Genomic DNA, 19323 nt, shown 5'->3' with positions numbered 1-19323 from the left:
AGGCGGCGCGCCGTAGACTAGAATGACGCTGTGATTTCATTCGTAGAACATATCGATATGCAGCCGGGCGCGCGTGTCGCGCTGGGCATGAGCGGCGGGGTGGATTCCTCGGTCGCCGCGCGCCTGCTGATGGACGCGGGCTTCGACGTGGTGGGCGTGACCTGCGTGTTCGTCGATGACGAGAACACATGTCGAGCTGTCGAGGATGCGCGCATGGTGGCCGAGCGCCTTGGTGTGCCGCATGTGGTGAAAGACTGCACGGATCGCTTCGCTTGTGCCGTGGTCGATCCTTTCGTCGACGAGTACGCGCAAGGGCGCACGCCGAGCCCGTGCGTGGCGTGTAATCGTTCGTGCAAGATTCCGTCGCTGGTCGAGGCCGCCGATGGGCTGGGGTGCCGATTCGTCGCTACGGGCCATTATGCCCGTATCGTCCGTCGGGGCGACCGTTTGGCCGTCGCCCGCTCTGCGTTCGCCGCCAAAGACCAGTCGTACATGCTTTCTATGCTCTCGCAGGAGCAGCTTGCACGCCTGGTGCTTCCCTTGGGCTCTATCGCCGAGGGCAAGGCGCGCGTGCGCGAGCTGGCGGCGCAGTGGGGTCTTCCTGTGGCGTCGAAGTCGGACAGCCAGGATATCTGCTTCATTCAGGGATCCCATCTGGACTTTCTTGCCGATCGAGGTCTTGTTGGCGATCCAGGGAACATCGTGACGGCCGACGGCCGCGTGGTGGGGCGGCATAAGGGATTGCATCGCTACACCATCGGGCAGCGCAAGGGCCTCGATATAGGCGGCGCTCCCGAGCCGTATTACGTGGTGGATAAGCGGGCCCATGGCAACGAATTGGTGGTGGCGTTCGCTTCGGGCGCGTCTATCGCCGGCGTGCTCGTTTCCGATCTTGTATGGCAGGGCGAACACGCCTCGCGTGTTCTCGAAACGCTTGCATCGGGCGGCTCGTATGCGTGCTCGGTGAAGCTTCGCTACCGTCAGGCCGCCGTCGCGTGCCGCGCCACGGTTCCGGATGCGGCGATGGAGCCGTTGCCGGGCGAGACGATTTCGAAAAACGCGGGCTTTGTTTCGGCGCTCGAAGTGGTGCTCGACGAGCCGCAGGCCACCACGGCGCCCGGCCAGTATGCCGTTTTGTACGACGGCGATGCGGTGGTAGCCGCCGGCGTGATCGAAGCATTGCGTCATGAGGCGTTGCCGCTCTGAGACGGGCGGCTTGAGCGCGTCGTGTTTCTGAGAGGTGACGAAGGATGAAGAAAATCGTTTTGATCGGCGGCATCGGCTCCGGCAAGTCGACGGTGTGCGGAATGTTCAAAGATTTGGGCGCGGGCGTCGTGAAGCTCGACGACATCGGTCATGACGTGTTGTTCATGCCGGCGGTGAAAGAGGCGCTGCGCAATGCGTTCGGTCCGGCGGTCTTCGATTCCGACGGAGCGGTGGTGCGTTCTGCTTTGGCCGCCGCCGCATTCGATACGCCCGAACACACCGCGGCCCTCAATGCCATCACTCATCCTGCGATCATGGACGAGTGTTTTCGCCGCATCGACGAATTGGGCGCAACGCATGGCGCGGTCGTGGTGGAAGTGACGTCGGGCGATATGACGCGCGCGGCGTTTTCGTGGGCCGATGCCGTGGTTGCGGTGAGCGCTCCCGAAGACCTGCGCATAGAGCGAGCTCTTGCTCGGGGCGAACAGACGGAGGCCGACGTGCGCGCTCGCATCGCGCGTCAGGCCACCGACGAACAGCGCGAGTCGATCGCCGACTACGCGGTGGAAAACGCGTCGTCCTTCGAAGATGCGCGTGCGGCCGTCGAACGCATATGGGATGCCTTCATTCGATGATCGTTGTTTTCGCGCACGCCGCGCATCCGTTCGTCAACGCATCGCCGGCCCGCTCGCTTTACGAGCGCGAGCAGGTACAATTTCTCCAAGAACATTTGATGAGAACGCGACGGGTTGCTTGGGCCTGACGAGCGCGAGGACCCGTGGAACGGGGGCGAGATGAATATCGATGCCGTCGTATCCTCGTTGTCTGCGGCCGAGAAGGTCGGCATGCTTGCGGGGGAGACGCACTGGAGGACGCACGCGAACGAGGAGTGCGGCGTACCTGCCGTGGTGTTTTCGGACGGCCCTCATGGGCTTCGCAAGCAGGAGAAGGGCGAAGACCATCTGGGAATCCACGAAAGCGTTCCCGCGACCTGCTTTCCCACGGCGAGCGCACTGGCCTGTTCCTTTGACGAGGCGCTCGTCGAAGAAGTGGGCGCCGCTATCGGCGAAGAAGCGCGCGACCAGGGCGTCGATGTGGTTTTGGGCCCTGGCGTCAATATGAAGCGAAGCCCTCTGTGCGGCAGGAATTTCGAATATTTCAGCGAAGACCCGTTTTTGGCCGGCGCGCTCGGCGCCGCGATGGTGCGCGGCATCCAGAGCCGCGGCGTCGGCGCTTGCGTCAAGCACTTCGCGGGCAATAATCAAGAACATGCGCGCATGGTGGGCGATTCGGTGATAGACGAGCGCGCCCTGCGCGAGATATATCTCGCTCCGTTCGAGCGCGTGATACGCGAAGCGAAGCCATGGGCGGTTATGACGGGGTACAACCGTCTGAACGGCGTGTACTGCTCGGAGCACCCGTGGCTTTTGAGGGACGTGCTGCGCGACGAATGGGGCTTCGACGGCTTGACGGTCACCGACTGGGGAGCCATGAGTTCAAGCGCCGCATCGGTCGCGGCGGGTTTGGACCTTTGCATGCCGGGGCCGCGCCCTGATCACGCCCGCGCGCTCCAGGCCGCCCTTGCGCAGGGAGTGCTTTCTCCCGATGCCCTCGATAGCGCTGTTCGACACGTGGCGGAGCTGGCGCATAAGGCGTCGCTCGGCCGCAAAATCGCGTATACGTGCGATTACGAAGACCACTCCGATATCGCCTATCGCGCGGCATGCGAGAGCGCGGTGCTTCTTGAAAACGACGGAACGCTTCCTCTGCGGGGCACGGAGTCGGTGGCCGTGATCGGCTCGTTCGCGCTTCTTCCGCGCTATCAGGGGGCGGGGTCTTCGAAGATCAACCCCGTTCATCTAGACGACTCGTGGAGCGCCTTCGGCAATGCGGGCGTCGAGGTGTCGTATGCGCGCGGCTACGATTCCGTGTCGGGCGATACCGACGAGGCCATGCTTGCCCAAGCGGCGCATGTTGCCGCGAAAAGCGATGTGGCCGTGGTGTTCGCCGGCCTTCCCGACCGCTTCGAATCGGAAGGGTTCGACCGCAAGCTTATGGTTATGCCGAAGGGGCATCGCGTGCTTATTGAGACGGTATGCGCCGCCAACCCGCGCACGGTGGTCGTGCTGCAGGGGGGGTCGCCCATGGAAATGCCATGGCGCGACAAGCCTGCCGCGGTGCTTCTGATGTATTTGTCGGGATGCCAGGGCGGCCGCGCGGCGGTCGATATCCTGCTCGGCCGGGCATGCCCTTCGGGAAAGCTTGCCGAAACATGGCCCGTCTGTTTGCACGATACGGCCCTCGGAACGGGATTTCCCGACATGAACCGCGAGGTTTTGTATCGAGAAAGCATTTACACGGGGTATAGGTATTTCGACGCTGCGGGGGTCGAGCCTGCGTATCCTTTCGGGTTCGGGCTGTCGTACACGTCGTTTGCATATTCCGATCCGTGCGTGATGCCCTGCGAAGGCGGTTTCGAGGCGTCGTGCGCGGTGGAAAACACGGGGGCGTGCTCGGGCCGCGAAATCGTGCAGCTGTACGTGCAGCCGGTCGAGAGACGCGGTTTCTCCGAAGTGCGCCGCCTGGCGGCTTTCGCATCGGCGGCCCTTGCTCCCGGAGAGAAAGGGCGCGTTTCCATGCGCATCGATGAAGCGGCGTTTCGTTTCTGGGATGCGGCGGAGCATCGCTGGCGCGTGGAACCCGGGGCATACGAGCTTCTCTTTTGCGCATCGAGCTGCGATAGGCGTTTGGCGCCGACCGTGGTTTTGGACGAGCGCTCTGCGCCGTTTTCCGTGGAAGGGCGAAATGCCGACATGTCCGTTTCGACCGACGTTCCCGATTCGTACGTGCATGTCATGCCCGGGGGCTTCACGGACGAGGCGTTCGTGAAGATCATGGGTCCGTCGCTTCCTGCGCGCAGGCCCCTTCGTCCGTTCACGATCGATTCTCCGGTAAGCGATATGAGCGCCACGTTCATCGGGCGGCAGGCGTTTCGCATCGTGGACCTTCTTATGGCGAAGACGGTCGAGCTTATGAGCGACGATATGAAAACCCTGATGAGCGAGATGGCAGCCGATATGCCGTTGCGTTCGTTCACGTCGGGCGGCGTGCCGATCGAGGTGGTGGAGGGGCTGGTGGATGTTTTGAACGGCCGTCGCATCGCGGGCATGGCGAAAATCGCCCGATACATTCCCTCGTGGAAGGCGAACGAAGAGTAGCCCGAGGCTTCGGCGGCGTTTCGCTTCAGGTTGTCAAAGAGCTGTCGCGACGCTGTCATCATACCTTATTTTTACGAACATATGTTCATAAAAATGAAATTGTGATACGCTGTCGATGCGTGCTCGAGGCTTCGGGCGCGCATCGTTTCGAGTCGAAGGGCAAAGGCATGTCGTCTCATCTTCAAAACATAGAAGGCGCCTCCATGGAAGGCAAGCTTCCCGAGGTAAGGCTGGCGTCCACGCCGTTTCGCGTGGAAAGCCCCTATGAGGCCGCGGGCGACCAGCCTCAGGCGATCGAGGGTTTGGCCGACGGCGTGCGTCGCGGGCTGCGTTACCAGAACCTGCTCGGCGTCACCGGCTCGGGCAAGACCTTCACCATGGCGAAGGTGATCGAAGCCGTGCAGAAGCCCACGCTGGTCATGGCCCCCAACAAAACGCTCGCCGCGCAGCTCGCGGCCGAGCTCAAGGAATTCTTCCCCCACAATGCCGTGGTGTATTTCGTGTCGTACTACGATTACTACCAGCCCGAGGCCTATGTTCCTTCCACCGACACGTTCATCGAGAAAGACGCTTCGATCAACGAGGAGGTCGAGAAGCTGCGTCATGCGGCCACGTCGAGCCTTTTGTCGCGCCGCGACATCATCGTGGTCGCGTCGGTCAGCTGTATCTACGGCATCGGCTCGCCGATGGATTACGCGGGCATGGCGGTGTTTCTCGACAAAGAGAAAGAGGCAGAGCGCGACGATGTGATCCACGAGCTTATCGACATTCAATACGATCGCAACGATTACGAGCTCAAGCGCGGCACGTTCCGCGTTCGCGGCGATGCGCTCGATGTGTTCCCTCCGTATGCGGATAACCCCGTGCGCATGGAATTCTGGGGCGATGAGATAGAAAGCATCCAGGAGATAGACAACGTGACGGGCGAGGTGCTCAACGAGTACGAGGCGCTTCCCATTTGGCCTGCGTCGCACTACGTCACGGCCCGGCCGAAGATGGATCGCGCCATCAAAAGCATTCAGGAAGAGCTGCGCGACCGTTTGGCGCAGTTCAAAGAGGAAGGCAAGCTGCTCGAAGCCCAGCGCCTGGAAATGCGCGTGAACTACGATCTTGAAATGCTCGAAACCATGGGATTTTGCAGCGGCATCGAAAACTACTCGCGGCACTTGGACGGTCGCAACCCGGGAGAACCCGCCTATACGCTGCTCGACTATTTCCCCGACGATTTTCTGTGCATCATCGACGAAAGCCATGTCACCGTGCCGCAGATCCGCGGCATGCACGAGGGCGACCGCAGCCGCAAGGTCACGTTGGCCGAGCATGGCTTCCGCCTGCCCAGCTGCCTGGATAACCGACCGCTGCGCTTCGACGAATTCGAGCAGCGCATTCCGCAGTTCATCTACGTGTCCGCCACGCCGGGCGATTACGAAGAGAAGGTCACCCAGAATCAGGTGGAGCAGATCATCCGTCCTACGGGCCTGCTCGATCCCGAAATCATCGTGCGGCCTATCGCAAGCCAGATCGACGACATCATCGAGGAGTCGAAAGAGCGCGCCGCGCGCGATGAGCGCGTCTTGATCACGACGCTGACCAAGAAGATGGCGGAAGATCTGACGGACCACCTGCTCGACCAGGGCGTCCGTGCGCGCTATATGCATTCCGACATCGCGACGCTCGAACGCGTCGAGATTCTCAGCGCATTGCGCAGGGGTGAATTCGACGTGCTGGTGGGCATCAACCTGCTGCGCGAGGGTCTCGACTTGCCCGAAGTGAGCCTGGTGGCCATTCTGGATGCCGACAAAGAGGGCTTTTTGCGCAACCATCGCAGCCTCATCCAGACGATCGGCCGCGCGGCACGCAATGCATCGGGCCAGGTGATCATGTATGCGGACAAGGTCACCGACTCCATGGACCGCGCTATTTCCGAAACGCGCCGCCGTCGTGCCTTGCAGATGCAATACAACGAAGAGCACGGCATTACGCCGCAAACGGTGCGCAAGGCGATCAACGACGTCATGGGCTTCATGTCGGACGGCGATGGCGAGAAGGTGGGGTCGGCTGAAGAGGTGAACAAGACCCTTGCCGAGCTTTCTCGCTCGGAGGTCATGCGCGTGATCGCCAGCATGGAAGAAGACATGGCGGCGGCTTCCGCCAGCATGGATTTCGAAGAGGCCGCGCGCTTGCGCGACCAGGTGGTCAAGCTTCGCTCCCAGATCGAGGGCACGGCCGAAAAGGACGTTCTGGCCGATCTGAAGAAAACGGCGCGCAAGGGAAGCGCTTTCGCGGCCGGCAGGAAAAGCGCATATGGCGGCGGGCGCAAGGCGTAGATGGCGCCGCTGCCGTGCTGCAGGTCGAAAGTGCGCGTGACGTTTGAAGACACGCCGTCGGGGCGGACGCTTCCGGACGCGGCGGCCGCACGGTGTGCGAGACGGCTTTCGGCTTCGTCGGCTTTCGCCAGTGGCTTTGGCCTGTCGGCGTCGGAGCCAGCGGCTTCGGACCCGTCGGCTTTCGGCGCGGTTGCGTTTTGGGGCGCGGACGTGCGCAGCGGGCGATGGCGGCGCTGTGGGATTTTCGACGACGGCTTGCGCCGGCCTTGGGCGGAGGCGCGCGGACCTGCGGCGAGCCCGTTTTCGTTTCTCCGCATAATGCCGCTTCATGGCGCATGTTCCACGTTTGCCGAAATGAAGGGAATCTGGAATCGCCGGCCTGCCCGGCCATTCGATATGGCGGCGTCTTCGGGCGCTTGCTAGTATCAGGTAAAAGGAGATATTCGAGCGTAAACGGAAGGTCGTATGAGCGCAATCGAGAAGCAGGCGGCGGAGGAAACCGAGCAGAAAAAGAAGGACGTATCGAAAGCGAAGGAGCCGGGGCTTCCTCAGAACTGGAAGCGAATCGTCATCACGATTTGGATCGGCCAGGCGTTTTCGATTCTGACGGCGTATTCGTCCATGTATGCGGGCGTGTGGTACGTCACCGAGACCACCGATTCGGCGCTCATGCTGGCCATCGCCTCGCTGTGTTCCATGCTGCCGCAGGGTCTTTTGTCTCCGATCGGCGGCGTGGTAGCCGACCGATTCAACAGAAAGTACGTGCTTATGGCCGCCGATGCCTTCGTTGGCGCCATGGCGTTGCTCATGGGCATGATCATCTTCATGGGCCATGTGTCGGTCGAGCTGGTGCTTGTCATGAGCGCTTTGCGCAGTGTCGGCCAGGCGTTCCATATTCCCGCCATGGAATCCACCATGCCGCTGCTCGTTCCCAAGCGTCATCTGGTGCGCATCAACACGCTCAATCAGAGCCTGTGGTCCATGGCCCTGATCGTGGGCCCGGTGTTCGGCATCTTCCTGTACACCGTCATCGGCTTCCAGATGGTGCTGTTCCTGAACGCCTTGGGCTGCGCGTTGGCCGTCGCCACGATCGCCACGGCGAAGATCCCCGATTTCCACGACACCAGCGACGAGGCCCGTCACCCCATCAAGAGCCTCAAGGCCGGTTTCGCCACGCTGAACGCCGACCGCGGCCTGCTGGTCATGGCCGCCATCGTCATGGGCGTCATGGCCATGTATGCGGGTATCAACTCGCTCTTCCCGCTTATGACGTACGACCAGTTCAACGGCGACGGCTACATGGCTTCGGTGGTCGAGGCCGCCTACGGCGTCACCTCGCTCGTCGGCATGGGCATCCTGTTCGTCTGGGGCGGCGGCCATCGTCTGCTGCGCCTGGTCGCGCTGTCGGGCTTTTTCGCGGGCATCATCTTGGTGCTGACGGGCCTGCTCACGCCGGACATGTTCATCTTTTTCGTCATCCTGACCGGCGTTTCCGGCGTTATCGAGGCGTTTTTCAACGGCCCGCTTCTCGCGGTGCTCCAGAAGCGCGTTCCGCCTGAGAAAATGGGCCGCGTCATGGGCCTGTTCACCACGGTGTCGGCGCTTTCCTCGCCGATCGGCCTGGCCCTCGCGGGCGCTTGCGCCGAATTCACCGGCGTGGCGAATTGGTTCATCATCGCGGGCGTGGTCGTGTCGATCGGCGGCATCCTTTTGGGCACGCTGCCCATCCTGACCAAGCTCGATAAGGAAATCGCAGCGACGTTCGACGAGCCCAAGGTGGTCAAGCGCAAGGTGTCGTCGCGTTCGAAGAAGTCCGAAGCCGGCATCGAAGAGTAGAATATTCAAGGCGCGGTTCGTTGCCGCGCCTTTTGCATGCGCGGCTTCGTCTATCCGCCGCGTGCGACGGGCGAAGCGCATTCGCTCGCCGGGTCTTGCGATATCGGTTGAAAGGGACGCGCATGATCATTCTGGGATCGCTCGTCAACGGAGTCGCCACCGTTTTCGGCGGCGTGCTCGGCCTGCTGTTCAAGCGCCGCATGCCGAACGACCTGGGCGATTTCTTGATGAAAGGCTTGGGCTTGTGCGTCATCTTGGTGGCTGTGCAAGGCATGGTCAAGGGGGGCGATGTGGTGGTGACGGTCCTATCGATCGTCATCGGCGGCTTGGTCGGCTTTCTTATCGACATCGATGCGTGGATCCACCGTTTCGGCGATTGGGTGCAGGCGAAGATCGACCATGCGTTCCAAGGCTCGACGGCGCTCGGGAATTTTTCCGACGGCTTCATTTCGTCGTCGCTGTTCATCTGCATCGGTTCTATGGCGGTGCTCGGCTCGCTGCAAAGCGGGTTGCAGCTTGACCATTCCACGCTGTTCGCCAAGGCGGTCATCGATATGGTGGTCGTCATGGTGATGGCCACGACGCTCGGCGTGGGCGTGCCGTTCTCCGGACTCGCCGTATTCGCCTACGAAGCGGCGTTGAGCTTGGGAGCGAGTCTTTTGGCGCCGTTTCTGACCGATGCGGTGATTAACGAGATGGTCTGTGCGGGAAGCCTGCTCCTGCTCGCCATCGGGTTGAATATGCTGAAGCTGACCGATATCAAGGTGGCGAATTATCTTCCAGCCGCCTTCATGCCCATCTTCATATGCGCGGTCATGCAATGGGGGCAGGGGTTCATGGTATGAGCATAGTCGAAATCGTCGTTTTGGGCCTCGCCCTCGCCATGGATGCGTTCGCGGTCACCGTGTCGAACTCTTTTTGCTACAAGGGCGCATCACGTGCCCGCCTGTTCGCGCTTCCGGTGGCATTCGGCCTGTTCCAGGGGCTGATGCCCCTGATCTGCTTTTTCCTCGGCGGCATCATCGGCGATATCATCGAGACGTATGCGGGCATCGTGACCCTGGTCATCTTAGGCATCATCGGCGGCAACATGATCAAAGAAGGCGTCAGCGCTCTGCGCCATCCCGACGATTCGTGCTCGTTGGAATCGGAGCGTCTGACGGCGGGCGTCATCTTGATGCAGTCGGTCGCCACGAGCATCGACGCGTTCGCCGTCGGCGTGAGCTTGCGCGCCGTGAACGTGGATATCGCCCTTTCGGCGGTCATCATCGCCCTGACCACGTGCGCCTGTTGCTTCGTGGCCTTGGCGCTCGGCAAAAGGTTCGGCAACGTCCTGGGCGACAAGGCGCAAATCGTCGGCGGCGTGGTGCTGGTTCTCATCGGCCTGAAGGCGATGTTTTTCTAGCGAGAGGCGCTTCGCGCGTTTCTGCGCGCGGCAGGCGGCGGGCATGTCCATTAAAGGCGCGCAGGAGGGAAGCGTTATGGCGAACAGGGTGTTCATTACGGGCGATACACACGGCCCGAGCGAAATAGGCAGGCTCAACAAGACGTTTGCCGTCGGCAGAGAGCTGGATAAAGACGACTATCTGGTCATATGCGGCGATTTCGGCCTGGTATGGGCCGATCGGTCGAAATACGCCTATTGGCTGCGCTGGCTCGACAAAAAGCCGTTCACCACGTTGTTCGTGGACGGCAATCACGAGAACTTCGACATGCTCGAATCCATGCCGGTCGAGCAATGGCACGGAGGCGCGGTGCATCGCGTGAACGATTCGGTAATCCATCTGATGCGCGGGCAGGTGTTCGATATCGCAGGTCGCTCGTTTTTCTGCATGGGCGGGGCGCGCTCTGTCGACAAGGCTCGCCGCACGCCCCATATAAGCTGGTGGCCTCAGGAGATTCCGTCGCCTGAAGAGCGCGATGCGGCCTGCGCGGCGCTCGACGCGCGCGGATGGCAGGTCGATTACGTGCTGACGCATTGCGCGGCGCGCAACGTGCAACGTCTGCTGAATCCGACGTATGAAAACGACGAGCTGACGTGCTTTCTCGAAGACGTGGAACGCAGGCTCGATTACCGGCGGTGGTTCTTCGGACATTATCACGAAGACAGGCCGGTCGGCGAGCGGCAGACGGCGATCTTCGAGGACGTGGTCGAAATCGTCCCCGGCGACGCGGGCGACCTGGTGCGGCATGTATACCGGGCGGAAGAGACGGGCCCTGCGCCCGCTCGATAGCAGCATCGGCCGCCTCGACGCCGGCGCAGCGCGCGGCGCGCGAAGGGCGGGATGGCGGGCGCCCTTCGCGTCGCTCGGTTTTCGAAGCTTTAATACAGCGGCAATTCGCCGGTGATCGGGTCGATCTGTTCGGGGTAGAGCGGTTCGAACGCCAGACAGGTATAGGTGGGCTCGCCGTGGAATTCGGTGTGGCCCGCATCCTGGATCAGCGCCACGCAAAAACCAGCGTCTTCGCCCTGTTTTGCCAGATCGAGCAGCGCTTCTTCCGAATCGACGTACACGCAGATCTTGGCAACGCCGCGCGCGAACCACTCCGAAAGCGGCGTGGCGTCGCGTCCGGTTTCGGCCAGCTGCACCCAGCCGTCTTCGACGCGCACGTCGGACAGGCGGTTTTCTTTCGCGAGCGCCATCAAAACGGCCTCGACGCACGCGTGTCCCGATTGGGCCGCGATCTTTCCCTTGCGCATTTTCAAATCGCGCCTGACCACGATGACCTGCTTCGCGTTGTACATGCGGTTCCTTTCTCCGTTTTCGTTCGGCGTGCAAGTGTATCAGGTCGGCCCGTCGACGTGCTTGTTCGCGCGCTCCGTCGGCGCGTCGGCCCCTTGCCGGCATCGTTCGATTCGGCGCCGGTCCGTCTCTGCGCCGCGGCGCTCCGTCCGCCCGCGGCGTTCTGTTCCCGCGTTCCGCCGCGTCGAACTGTGCGTTTGTTTCGTCGGTCGCGAAGCCGCGCTTGCATGATGCTACAATGACGCGGAATTACAAGATGGCCACGACGGATGCGCCCATCGCGCAGAAAACCGAAGGGTTTTCAGGGGAATCGGGGTGCGAATCCCCGGCTATGCCAGTAACCGTAATTCGTCCGTGCCCGCCGTGCGGCTTCGCCCGTATGCCGCCTGCCATTGCGCCCGCACGCGACGATGAGTCGGAACACCTGCCGTCTGCCGCCCTGGAGAAGAAAGGTGTCCGCATGCACGGAACCATCGTTCGTGCGTCCGAGACGAGAACAGCGAGCCTGCTGCACAAGGCGCTCGCCGTGCTTTTGTCGTTCGTCTTGGCCGCATCCCTCACGCCTACCTATGCATGGGCCGATGCCGCATCGCCCGCCGACGCGGGCGTCGTCGAGGCCGCGCCGCTGCCCGAGGATTCCTCGGGCAATTCCGACGTGCAGCCGGCTGAGCCCGAGATTCCCACCGATGGAGCGCTCGAACCCGTTGCGCCTTCGCAGCCCGAGCCTCCTGTCCAGCCCGAGCCGCCGGCCCGACCTGAGCAGGCTCCTGCATCGCCCGAGACCTCGGCTCCTTCCGAAAGCGCCCCTGCGCCCGACGCCGCGGATGCCCCTGCGGCTGTGGCGCTGGAATCCGATTACTATGTGATGATCCAGGACGGCAAGGATATCGACGATTCGTATTCGTACACGAAGGGCGATCTTTCTTCCGGCGTCTCGATGTGGGCGAACGTCTACGATTACGATGATTGCGGTGTTTTCGCCGAAAGCGGCTGGACGTATCAGTGGATGGCTTCCGACGTTCAGTCTGATAAGACTTCCGATTACGCGCCCATCGCCGGCCAAAGGGGCCAGTGCTTGACGCTGACCGAAGAGCTTGCCAAAGAGCTTGCAGGAAAATACATCGCCGTCACGGTGTCGGAGGGAGGCGCGACGCTGTGGGGCCCCGCCCTTTACGGCGGCGGTCCTCTTTACAAGAATCGTGTTCCCGGCCCCGTTCTTGCCCCTGGCACCATGAATCTTGAATGGGCGCATGTGGTCAAGGCGGACGCCGAGTTCGAAAACGCCGGCCGTCAGCAGGACGTGAAGGCCGCGGCGGCGGGGGATACCCTTAAGGCCGCAGGTTGGAAGCCGGGCGCTGCAACCGCGCCGCTGCAGACAGCAGACGGCGTCACGCTGTCGTGGCAGATTTCCGATTCCCGTTCGGGTGCGTTTTCCGAAGTGGCGACGGGCGACGTTTACACGGTTCCCGAAAACGCCGTGGGCAAGTTCTTGAAGGTGGTCGCCGACGGTGGCGGTAGGACCGCCGAGACGTCGATCGTGCCGATCGTGGCCGCCGGCGCTTACGAGCTGGATTCTTTGGAGATTGAAAAGCCTGCGCGATTGGAAACGGGCGCCGTTCTGACCGCCCATGCGTTCAAGAAGAACGCAAGCGGCTGGGGCAAGGGCGAAGAGGCCACGGAGGGCGTCACGTTCGCCTGGGAATGGACCGACACCGATCCTTCGAAATACGGTTCGAAGCCCGAGTGGCATGTCATCGAAGGCCAGACGGGCAGCACGTTCACGGTGCCCGATGATTTCGCGGGCCGTTGGGTTGTCGCCACCGCCACCGCGGGCATCAACGAGGTTCCTTCCGCCAGCGTCGTGAACTATGCGGCCGTCGGCCCCTTCAAGAAGGCCGGCACCTATACGGTCGACCGCGTCGCGCTGACGCGCGATGGCGATTCGTACGACGGGCGGTTCAAGGCCGGTCAAACGCTGGGCGCCATAGCCAAAGAGGAAGACCAGACGGGGTCCCTTACGGAAATCCCTTCGTCCGCCTTGAGCTACACCTGGCAGATCGCCGATTCGAGCAACGGCGCATACGAGGATTTGACCGACGATAACGTTCATAAGGCGTCGTTCGTCATTCCTGAATCGTATGTCGGCAAATACCTGAAGTGCATCGTGACGTCGGGCGACAGCTCGAAGAGTCGAGAGGTGAAAGGCTCCATCGCCCCCGCCGATGCGGTGGCGGTGAAGACGGTCGAGCTGTCCTACGACGGCCAGGACGGCTCCGTCCTACCCGTCGGCACCACGGTGACGGCGAAGGCGATCGCCGACGACGGATCCGATGTCACGGCGAGCGATAAGCTTGCATGGTCGTGGTATACGGCCGACACGTCGTATCCGAGCGCCGCCAAAACCAAGATCGACGGTGCGACCGGTTCTACGTTCACGGTACCGGCCGATGACGCCTCTTATGTGGGCAAATACATTTTCGCCGCAGCCGATGGAGGCATGGGTATCAGGTATTCTTCGGCGACGAAGGCCGTGTCCATGCCCGGTGCGGTGGAGCTGCATAGCGTGGAGGTGCAAGGCACCGCCAAGGTGGGCCTTGTTCTGGATGCCGTAGCGAAAAAGACGGTCACGGCCTCGGGAAGCGCGTCTTCGTATGCCAAGCCGGTCGATCCGTCCGACACCGTGAGCTATCAGTGGCAGTACGCCACGCGCAAGACCACGGTCGATTCCTCCTTCACCGACATTGCGGGCGCTACCGGCAAAACGTTCGCCGTTCCCGAAACGTATCCCGACGGCGTCTCTTCGCTCGGCACGTACGTGCGCGTGAAGGCCGTCAGCACCAATGCCGTCGTCAGCACGAAGAAGCCTTCTTACGGCAGCACGCAGTTGGTCGATCCTGCGGGTCCCGTCACGCAGGCGGGCGTGTATACGCTTTCGTCCGTGATGCTGTCTGCCACGTCGCCCGACGGCGGGGAGGGCCAGGGCTTCCAGACGGGCAACACCATCGTTCCCCAGGCCCAGGTGAAAAACGGCGCTTACTCCGAAAAGCCCGCGCCGAGCGATGCGAAGCTGACGTACGCCTGGTATGCGGCCGATTCGCGCGATGCCAAGGGCGTGCCCATCGAAGGCTACGACCCTGCCGACGGTCGCTTGGTTCTGACCGAGGGCCTCAAGGGCAAGTATCTTTCCGTGACGGTTTCGTCGGGCGACAATACGGTCTCGAGCACCGATGGCTCCCGTGCGCCGTATTTGGTGGTGGGCGCCGACGAATACGAGCTTCTGCGCGTCACCACGACGCCTCAGGCCAATAGCTCTACCACGCAGCTCGCCACGGGCGACGCCGTGAGGGCGGCGGTGCAGGCGCGTACCCTGACAAGCGTGAGCACGGGCAAGGATGTGACCGCCAACGTATCGGTAACTTGGTATGTTTCCGATACTAAGGATGGTTCTTATACTGAACTGCAGGATGCTTCCGGGGCGGAAATCGCGGTGCCTGCGGCCGCCAAGGGCAAGTATCTGAAGGCGGTCGCCACGAGCGGCGCTTCGTCCGTCGAAACGGTCTTCGAAAAGCCCGTGATCGACGGGGCGTCGCTTGCCGCGCTGGTCAAGAAGCTCGAAGACAAGTATTACGTTCCGGAACTCTCGTATGACGAGAACGGCGGCAATATCAACGAGGTGCTGTCCGCCAAGATCGAGGAACTGGGCTTCAGCGGCGTTTCCGTTCGCGTGAAGGCGGTCGAGTTCTCCCAGACCGACCCCCAGGCCGAAGTGGGCATTTCCTCGGCCGACGATGCCACGAACGGCGCCGTAACGTATTTCTGCATCGACCCCAATGCGTATGCAGGCTACAGCATCGACCCCTTGCGATCGGCCAAGGTGACTTTCGAGCTTGCCCAGCAGGGCGAGACCGTCGATTACCGTCCCAACAAGGCCGTGATGGTTCCGTGGAACCAGGCGAAGCTGGCCGAGTTGCTGCAGAAGGCGACGGAAGAGGTGGCCATCGGCTACGCGCAGGGCGATGCGGCCGATTCCGTGACGGGCGACTTGACGCTGCCGTACCGCGCGGGCGCGAAGTCGAAATATGCCCTGACGTGGGAATCCGACTCCGAACGCATCGTTGTTCAGAGGCCTGGATTCTCCGACTACACGGGCAAGGTGTCCAGGTCCGCCTCCGACGAGACCGTGAATCTGACGGTGCATGCCGCGCTCAACACGGGCGGCCCCGAGGGCCTTTCGGTTTCCAAGACGTTTGCCGTGGTGGTGAAGGGCGACCCTCAGAAGGTCGAGGAGGATCGCAAGGAACTCGCGCAGAAGCTCGATGACGCGTTCAAGCCCGAATCGCTCGAGTACTCCGAAAACGGCGCTTCCGCCGTCGACCCGTCGAAGGTGACGGGCGACCTTCAGCTGCCGATGCCGCGCCAAATCGGCGTGGACGGAAAATACTATCCGGTCACGTATACGGCCGATTCCGACGCCATCGTGGTGAACGGCTATCGCGCCAACGTGTATCGAGGCCTGCCTGGCACCGAGCCGGTGAAGGTGAAGCTGACGGCCGCCGTTGAAAGCGCGTCCAATGCCGCCGTGTCGGCCGCCAAGACGATCGAAGTGACGGTTCTGCCTCTCGAGGCCGCCGAAATCGACGCCGAGGTCGCGCTGATGGATGCGGCGGTCGCAGGCTATGCGCCGGCCATCCTGAACGGCCAGTCCGCCGATGCGGTGACGGGGAATCTGCATTCTTTCCAGAAGGCGTATCGCGCAAGCGACGGCTCCGTCGCGTGGTCGTACGACATTCACGACAGCGCCCCCGACGGCATCGTGCCTGACGATCTTACGAACGAGCCCGAACAGGCGGGCTATCTCACGTTCAAATCGAGCGTTCCCTCTGTCGTTAAGCACGATAATCTGCTTGTCTCCCAGCCGGAATACAACACGAAGGTCACGGTAAGCTCGCGCCTTAAGAGCGAGGCGTTCGCCCGCTACGCCGAGCGCTATGCATCCGATCCTGCGTGGGGCTCGAAGTTCGCGCAGCTCGCGGACCGCAACGTTTCGACGAGCTTCACGGTGCTCGGCACCTCGGGCGTCGACAACCCGAAGGTCACGGCGACGCTTTCCGTGGTGGGAGAAGACGCCCAGGGCAACCCGCAGACGTGGGCCGCGGCCGATACGTACACGCTCGATACTGGAGCCACGGCGGCCGACCTTTCCATGGCGGCGTTCAAAGCCGCGGGCCTGAAGGCCGACTACGGCACGAGCGAATACGGCTGGTTCCTCAACACGATTGCATCTCCCTTCGACGGTCGCGTGCTCGGCTGGGACCAGTCCACGGGCAAGTTCTGGCAGCTGTTCGTCAACGGCGTGTCTTCCGACCTGGGGGCGAGCGGCGTCGTTTTGCAGCCGGGCGATTCGGTGGTGTGGTCGTATTCGACCGACGGCTCGCAGCCTCCCGTCGAAGAAGTGGCGGTCAGCGCCGCGGTTTACGGCAAGAACGCCGCGGGCGAGCGCGAAACCTGGGCTCCTTCGACGAGCTTCACGATGAAGCGCGGCGCCACGGCGGCCGAGCTGTCCGACGCCCTGTTCGCCAAGGCGGGCTTGAAAGCCGATACGGGCATGGGTTCGTACGGCTGGTTCCTCAACAGCATTGCCTCGCCCTTCGACGGCCGCGTGCTGGGATGGAACGAAGCCACGGGAGATTACTGGCAGCTGTTCGTCAACGGCGTGTATTCGCTGCTCGGTGCGGGAAGCGTCGTGCTGCAGCCCGGCGATACGGTGACGTGGGTCTACGGCTCCGATGAATCGATGACCCCCGAAGGCAAGGTGTCCGCGACGATCGACGTCATGGGCGAAGACGCCAACGGCGTCGCCCAGCGCTGGGCCGCTCCCGCGAGCTTCGAGCTCGACGAGGGCGCCACGGCGGCCGACCTGTCCGAGGCCCTGTTCGCCCAGGCGGGCCTTAAGGCCGATTACGGCACGGGCGCCTACGGCTGGTATCTCAGCACGATCACGTCTCCCTTCGACGGCCGCGTGCTGGGATGGGACGAGGCCACGGGCAAATACTGGTGCCTCTATGTGAACGGCGTGCAGTCCGAAATGGGCGCCGGCGGCGTGGTGCTTGCCGAAGGCGACACGGTGAGCTGGTGCTACACCACCTACGGCGCCGAGCTGCCCGATGCCGACGATATCGTGATCGATCCGTCCGCCCCGCGTCCCGACTACAAGGGCGAGCATGCCATGTTCGGCGGCTCCACGCAGGGCGGCAATGTCACGCAGGCCCCCACGCCTACGACCGGTACGCAGCTGAACTGGGAATATGAGTTCGGCGAAGGCCTGAAGAGCGGATCGGACCCGCTGATCGTGAACGGCGACCTGTATGTGGTCGCAGGCACCACGTTGCGCGTGCTCGACGCGAAGACGGGCGTCGAAAAGGCCCGCACGTCGATCGGCGCGCAGGCGGGCTATTTCTGCCGTCCCGCCTACGCGGGCGGCATCGTGATCGTGCCGCGCGAAGACGGAAGCCTCGCCGCCTTCACGGCCGACACGCTGACGTGCGTGTGGATCAGCGACGCCCTGGGCGCGCTCGAGGCACGCGCGGGCAATCAGTACCAGGCCCTTTCGACGCTCACGGTGAACGGCGACTACGTCTACGCCGGCTTCACCATGGCGGGCAGCCTGGGCGCGTCGATGGATCTGTCGGTCGCGGGCGCGCTGGTGTGCGTCGACACGAAGGACGGCCGCGTGGTGTGGACGAAGATGTCCGACGCGGCCCAGACGGGCGAAGCCGCAGGTTACTACTGGGCAGGCGCCGCCGCTTCGGGCGACGATATCGTGATCGGCGACGAGTCGGGCACGGTGTCGTTGATCGACGGATCGACCGGCGACGTGCTTTCGAGCGTTTCCGGGCTTGGCGGCGCCGTGCGCGCCGGCGTGATTTCGGTTCCGGGCGATGCTGACACGCTGCTGGCCGTGTCGCGTGATAACGGCACGCTGCACAAGATCGCGCGCGAAGGCGACCGCCTGGTGCTGAAAGCGTCGGTTCCGTTCGCCAAGGAGTCCACGTCGACGCCTGCGGTGGCGGGCGGCAAGGCGTTCGTCTGCGGCGTGGACGCCCAGGGCTACGGCACCGTTTCGGCGATCGACCTGGCCTCCATGGCGGTCGTGGCCACTGCGCGCGGCGGCTACGGCAAAGCGCAGGCGGCGCCGCTGGTCTCGATGACGGGCGGCAAGACGTACGTCTACTTCACCTGCAACGGCCGACCCGGCGGCGTGTATGCGTACTGTCTGGAAGACGACGCGGTGACGCAGATCTATGTGCCCGAAGAGGGCCGTCAGCAGTACTCCACCTCCACGGTGGTGGCCGATGCCCAGGGCAACCTGTACTATGCCAACGATTCGGGCGTGCTGTTCTCGCTTGCAGGCGCCGAGTCGTGGAAGGTGACGTTCGATTCGTGCGGCGGCAGCGCCGTGAACGCGGCGTTCGTGGCGAAGGGCCGCGCCCTTGCGCGCCCGGACGATCCGACGCGCGACGGCTTCGTGTTCGACGGCTGGTATGCCGATGCGGCATATGAGCGGGCGTGGGACTTCGCCACGGCTCCTTCGGCGGACATGACGCTTTATGCGAAATGGACGCCTGTCGAGCAGGGCGGTCAGAACGCGCCGTCCGCGGGCGACGCGCCGAACGCTTCGACGGGCGCGTCTTCGTCCGCGGGCATCGCGCAGACGGTGCTTGCGGGCAAGACGGTGCTGTCGGCGGCGGGCGCTCCCGTCCAGGCCGCTCCTGCCGTCGCGGCCGTCGAGGTCGATGAGACGGTTGCGGAGACGCCCGTTTCGTCGCAGGGCGCTGCTGCGAAGGCGTCTTCGGCGGCGTCCGACGCTGCGCAGCCCGAACAGGGCGGCTCGATGCCGTGGTGGCCGTTCGTCGGCCTTGCCGTGGGCGTGTGCGGCCTTGCCGTCGCCATCGCCTGGGCCATGAAGATGAGGAAGAACGACGGAAGGTAGTC

The 19323-nt window shown here is 63.1% G+C and carries 10 protein-coding genes; 9 read left to right on the top strand and 1 reads right to left on the bottom strand.

Translation table 11 applies throughout. The annotated features are described in order from the left end of the window. Positions 1 to 30 precede the first annotated feature (30 nt). From mnmA to DMP07_RS04040, 8 genes are all read left to right on the top strand, one after another. A complete protein-coding gene (mnmA, locus tag DMP07_RS04075; RefSeq protein ID WP_244594852.1) occupies positions 31 to 1206 on the top strand; it encodes a tRNA 2-thiouridine(34) synthase MnmA in 1176 nt (391 codons plus the stop codon). 44 nt (positions 1207 to 1250) lie between these two features. Next, a complete protein-coding gene (coaE, locus tag DMP07_RS04070; RefSeq protein ID WP_123197863.1) occupies positions 1251 to 1841 on the top strand; it encodes a dephospho-CoA kinase in 591 nt (196 codons plus the stop codon). A gap of 159 nt (positions 1842 to 2000) precedes the next feature. Next, positions 2001 to 4424, top strand: coding sequence for a glycoside hydrolase family 3 N-terminal domain-containing protein (locus tag DMP07_RS04065; RefSeq protein WP_123197862.1), 2424 nt, complete (start codon positions 2001 to 2003; stop codon positions 4422 to 4424). A 167-nt stretch (positions 4425 to 4591) separates the two neighbouring features. Continuing rightward, complete coding sequence (gene uvrB / locus DMP07_RS04060; protein WP_123198044.1) at positions 4592 to 6751, top strand: excinuclease ABC subunit UvrB; 2160 nt, start codon at positions 4592 to 4594, stop codon at positions 6749 to 6751. A gap of 465 nt (positions 6752 to 7216) precedes the next feature. Next, entirely contained in the window at positions 7217 to 8587 is a 1371-nt protein-coding gene (locus DMP07_RS04055; RefSeq protein WP_123197861.1) for an MFS transporter, read from the top strand. 122 nt (positions 8588 to 8709) lie between these two features. Continuing rightward, positions 8710 to 9432, top strand: coding sequence for a DUF554 domain-containing protein (locus tag DMP07_RS04050; protein ID WP_123197860.1), 723 nt, complete (start codon positions 8710 to 8712; stop codon positions 9430 to 9432). Further along, positions 9429 to 9992 carry a manganese efflux pump MntP gene (locus tag DMP07_RS04045; RefSeq protein WP_123197859.1) on the top strand — a complete coding sequence of 188 codons (564 nt, stop codon included), beginning with the start codon at positions 9429 to 9431 and terminating at the stop codon, positions 9990 to 9992. Before DMP07_RS04050 ends, DMP07_RS04045 begins: the two co-directional genes overlap by 4 nt. A 43-nt stretch (positions 9993 to 10035) precedes the next feature. Further along, positions 10036 to 10821, top strand: a complete 786-nt coding sequence (locus DMP07_RS04040; RefSeq protein WP_244594851.1) for a metallophosphoesterase family protein — start codon at positions 10036 to 10038, stop codon at positions 10819 to 10821. An 89-nt stretch (positions 10822 to 10910) separates the two neighbouring features. Here DMP07_RS04040 and pth2 read toward each other — a convergent pair whose 3' ends face one another. Next, positions 10911 to 11333: an aminoacyl-tRNA hydrolase gene (gene pth2 / locus DMP07_RS04035; protein ID WP_123197857.1), complete on the bottom strand. Its 423-nt coding sequence runs from the start codon at positions 11331 to 11333 to the stop codon at positions 10911 to 10913. A 458-nt stretch (positions 11334 to 11791) separates the two neighbouring features. Between pth2 and DMP07_RS04030 the strand changes: the two genes are divergently transcribed. Continuing rightward, positions 11792 to 19321, top strand: a complete 7530-nt coding sequence (locus DMP07_RS04030) for a DUF4430 domain-containing protein (RefSeq protein ID WP_123197856.1) — start codon at positions 11792 to 11794, stop codon at positions 19319 to 19321. Positions 19322 to 19323: the final 2 nt, after the last annotated feature.

The organism is Slackia faecicanis (genome assembly GCF_003725295.1).
GTDB classification, from domain to species: Bacteria; Actinomycetota; Coriobacteriia; order Coriobacteriales; family Eggerthellaceae; genus Slackia; species Slackia faecicanis.
The sequence above is the reverse complement of the archived record's forward strand: the minus strand, read 5'-3'. Positions and strand labels throughout refer to the sequence as shown.

What these genes read in the sequence shown, in the direction of transcription:
- coaE (WP_123197863.1), top strand. Translation starts at nt 1,251, where the DNA reads ATGAAGAAAATCGTTTTGATCGGCGGCATCGGCTCCGGCAAGTCGACG.
- DMP07_RS04065 (WP_123197862.1), top strand. Translation starts at nt 2,001, where the DNA reads ATGAATATCGATGCCGTCGTATCCTCGTTGTCTGCGGCCGAGAAGGTC.
- uvrB (WP_123198044.1), top strand. Translation starts at nt 4,592, where the DNA reads ATGTCGTCTCATCTTCAAAACATAGAAGGCGCCTCCATGGAAGGCAAG.
- DMP07_RS04055 (WP_123197861.1), top strand. Translation starts at nt 7,217, where the DNA reads ATGAGCGCAATCGAGAAGCAGGCGGCGGAGGAAACCGAGCAGAAAAAG.
- DMP07_RS04050 (WP_123197860.1), top strand. Translation starts at nt 8,710, where the DNA reads ATGATCATTCTGGGATCGCTCGTCAACGGAGTCGCCACCGTTTTCGGC.
- DMP07_RS04045 (WP_123197859.1), top strand. Translation starts at nt 9,429, where the DNA reads ATGAGCATAGTCGAAATCGTCGTTTTGGGCCTCGCCCTCGCCATGGAT.
- DMP07_RS04040 (WP_244594851.1), top strand. Translation starts at nt 10,036, where the DNA reads ATGTCCATTAAAGGCGCGCAGGAGGGAAGCGTTATGGCGAACAGGGTG.
- pth2 (WP_123197857.1), bottom strand. Translation starts at nt 11,333, where the DNA reads ATGTACAACGCGAAGCAGGTCATCGTGGTCAGGCGCGATTTGAAAATG.
- DMP07_RS04030 (WP_123197856.1), top strand. Translation starts at nt 11,792, where the DNA reads ATGCACGGAACCATCGTTCGTGCGTCCGAGACGAGAACAGCGAGCCTG.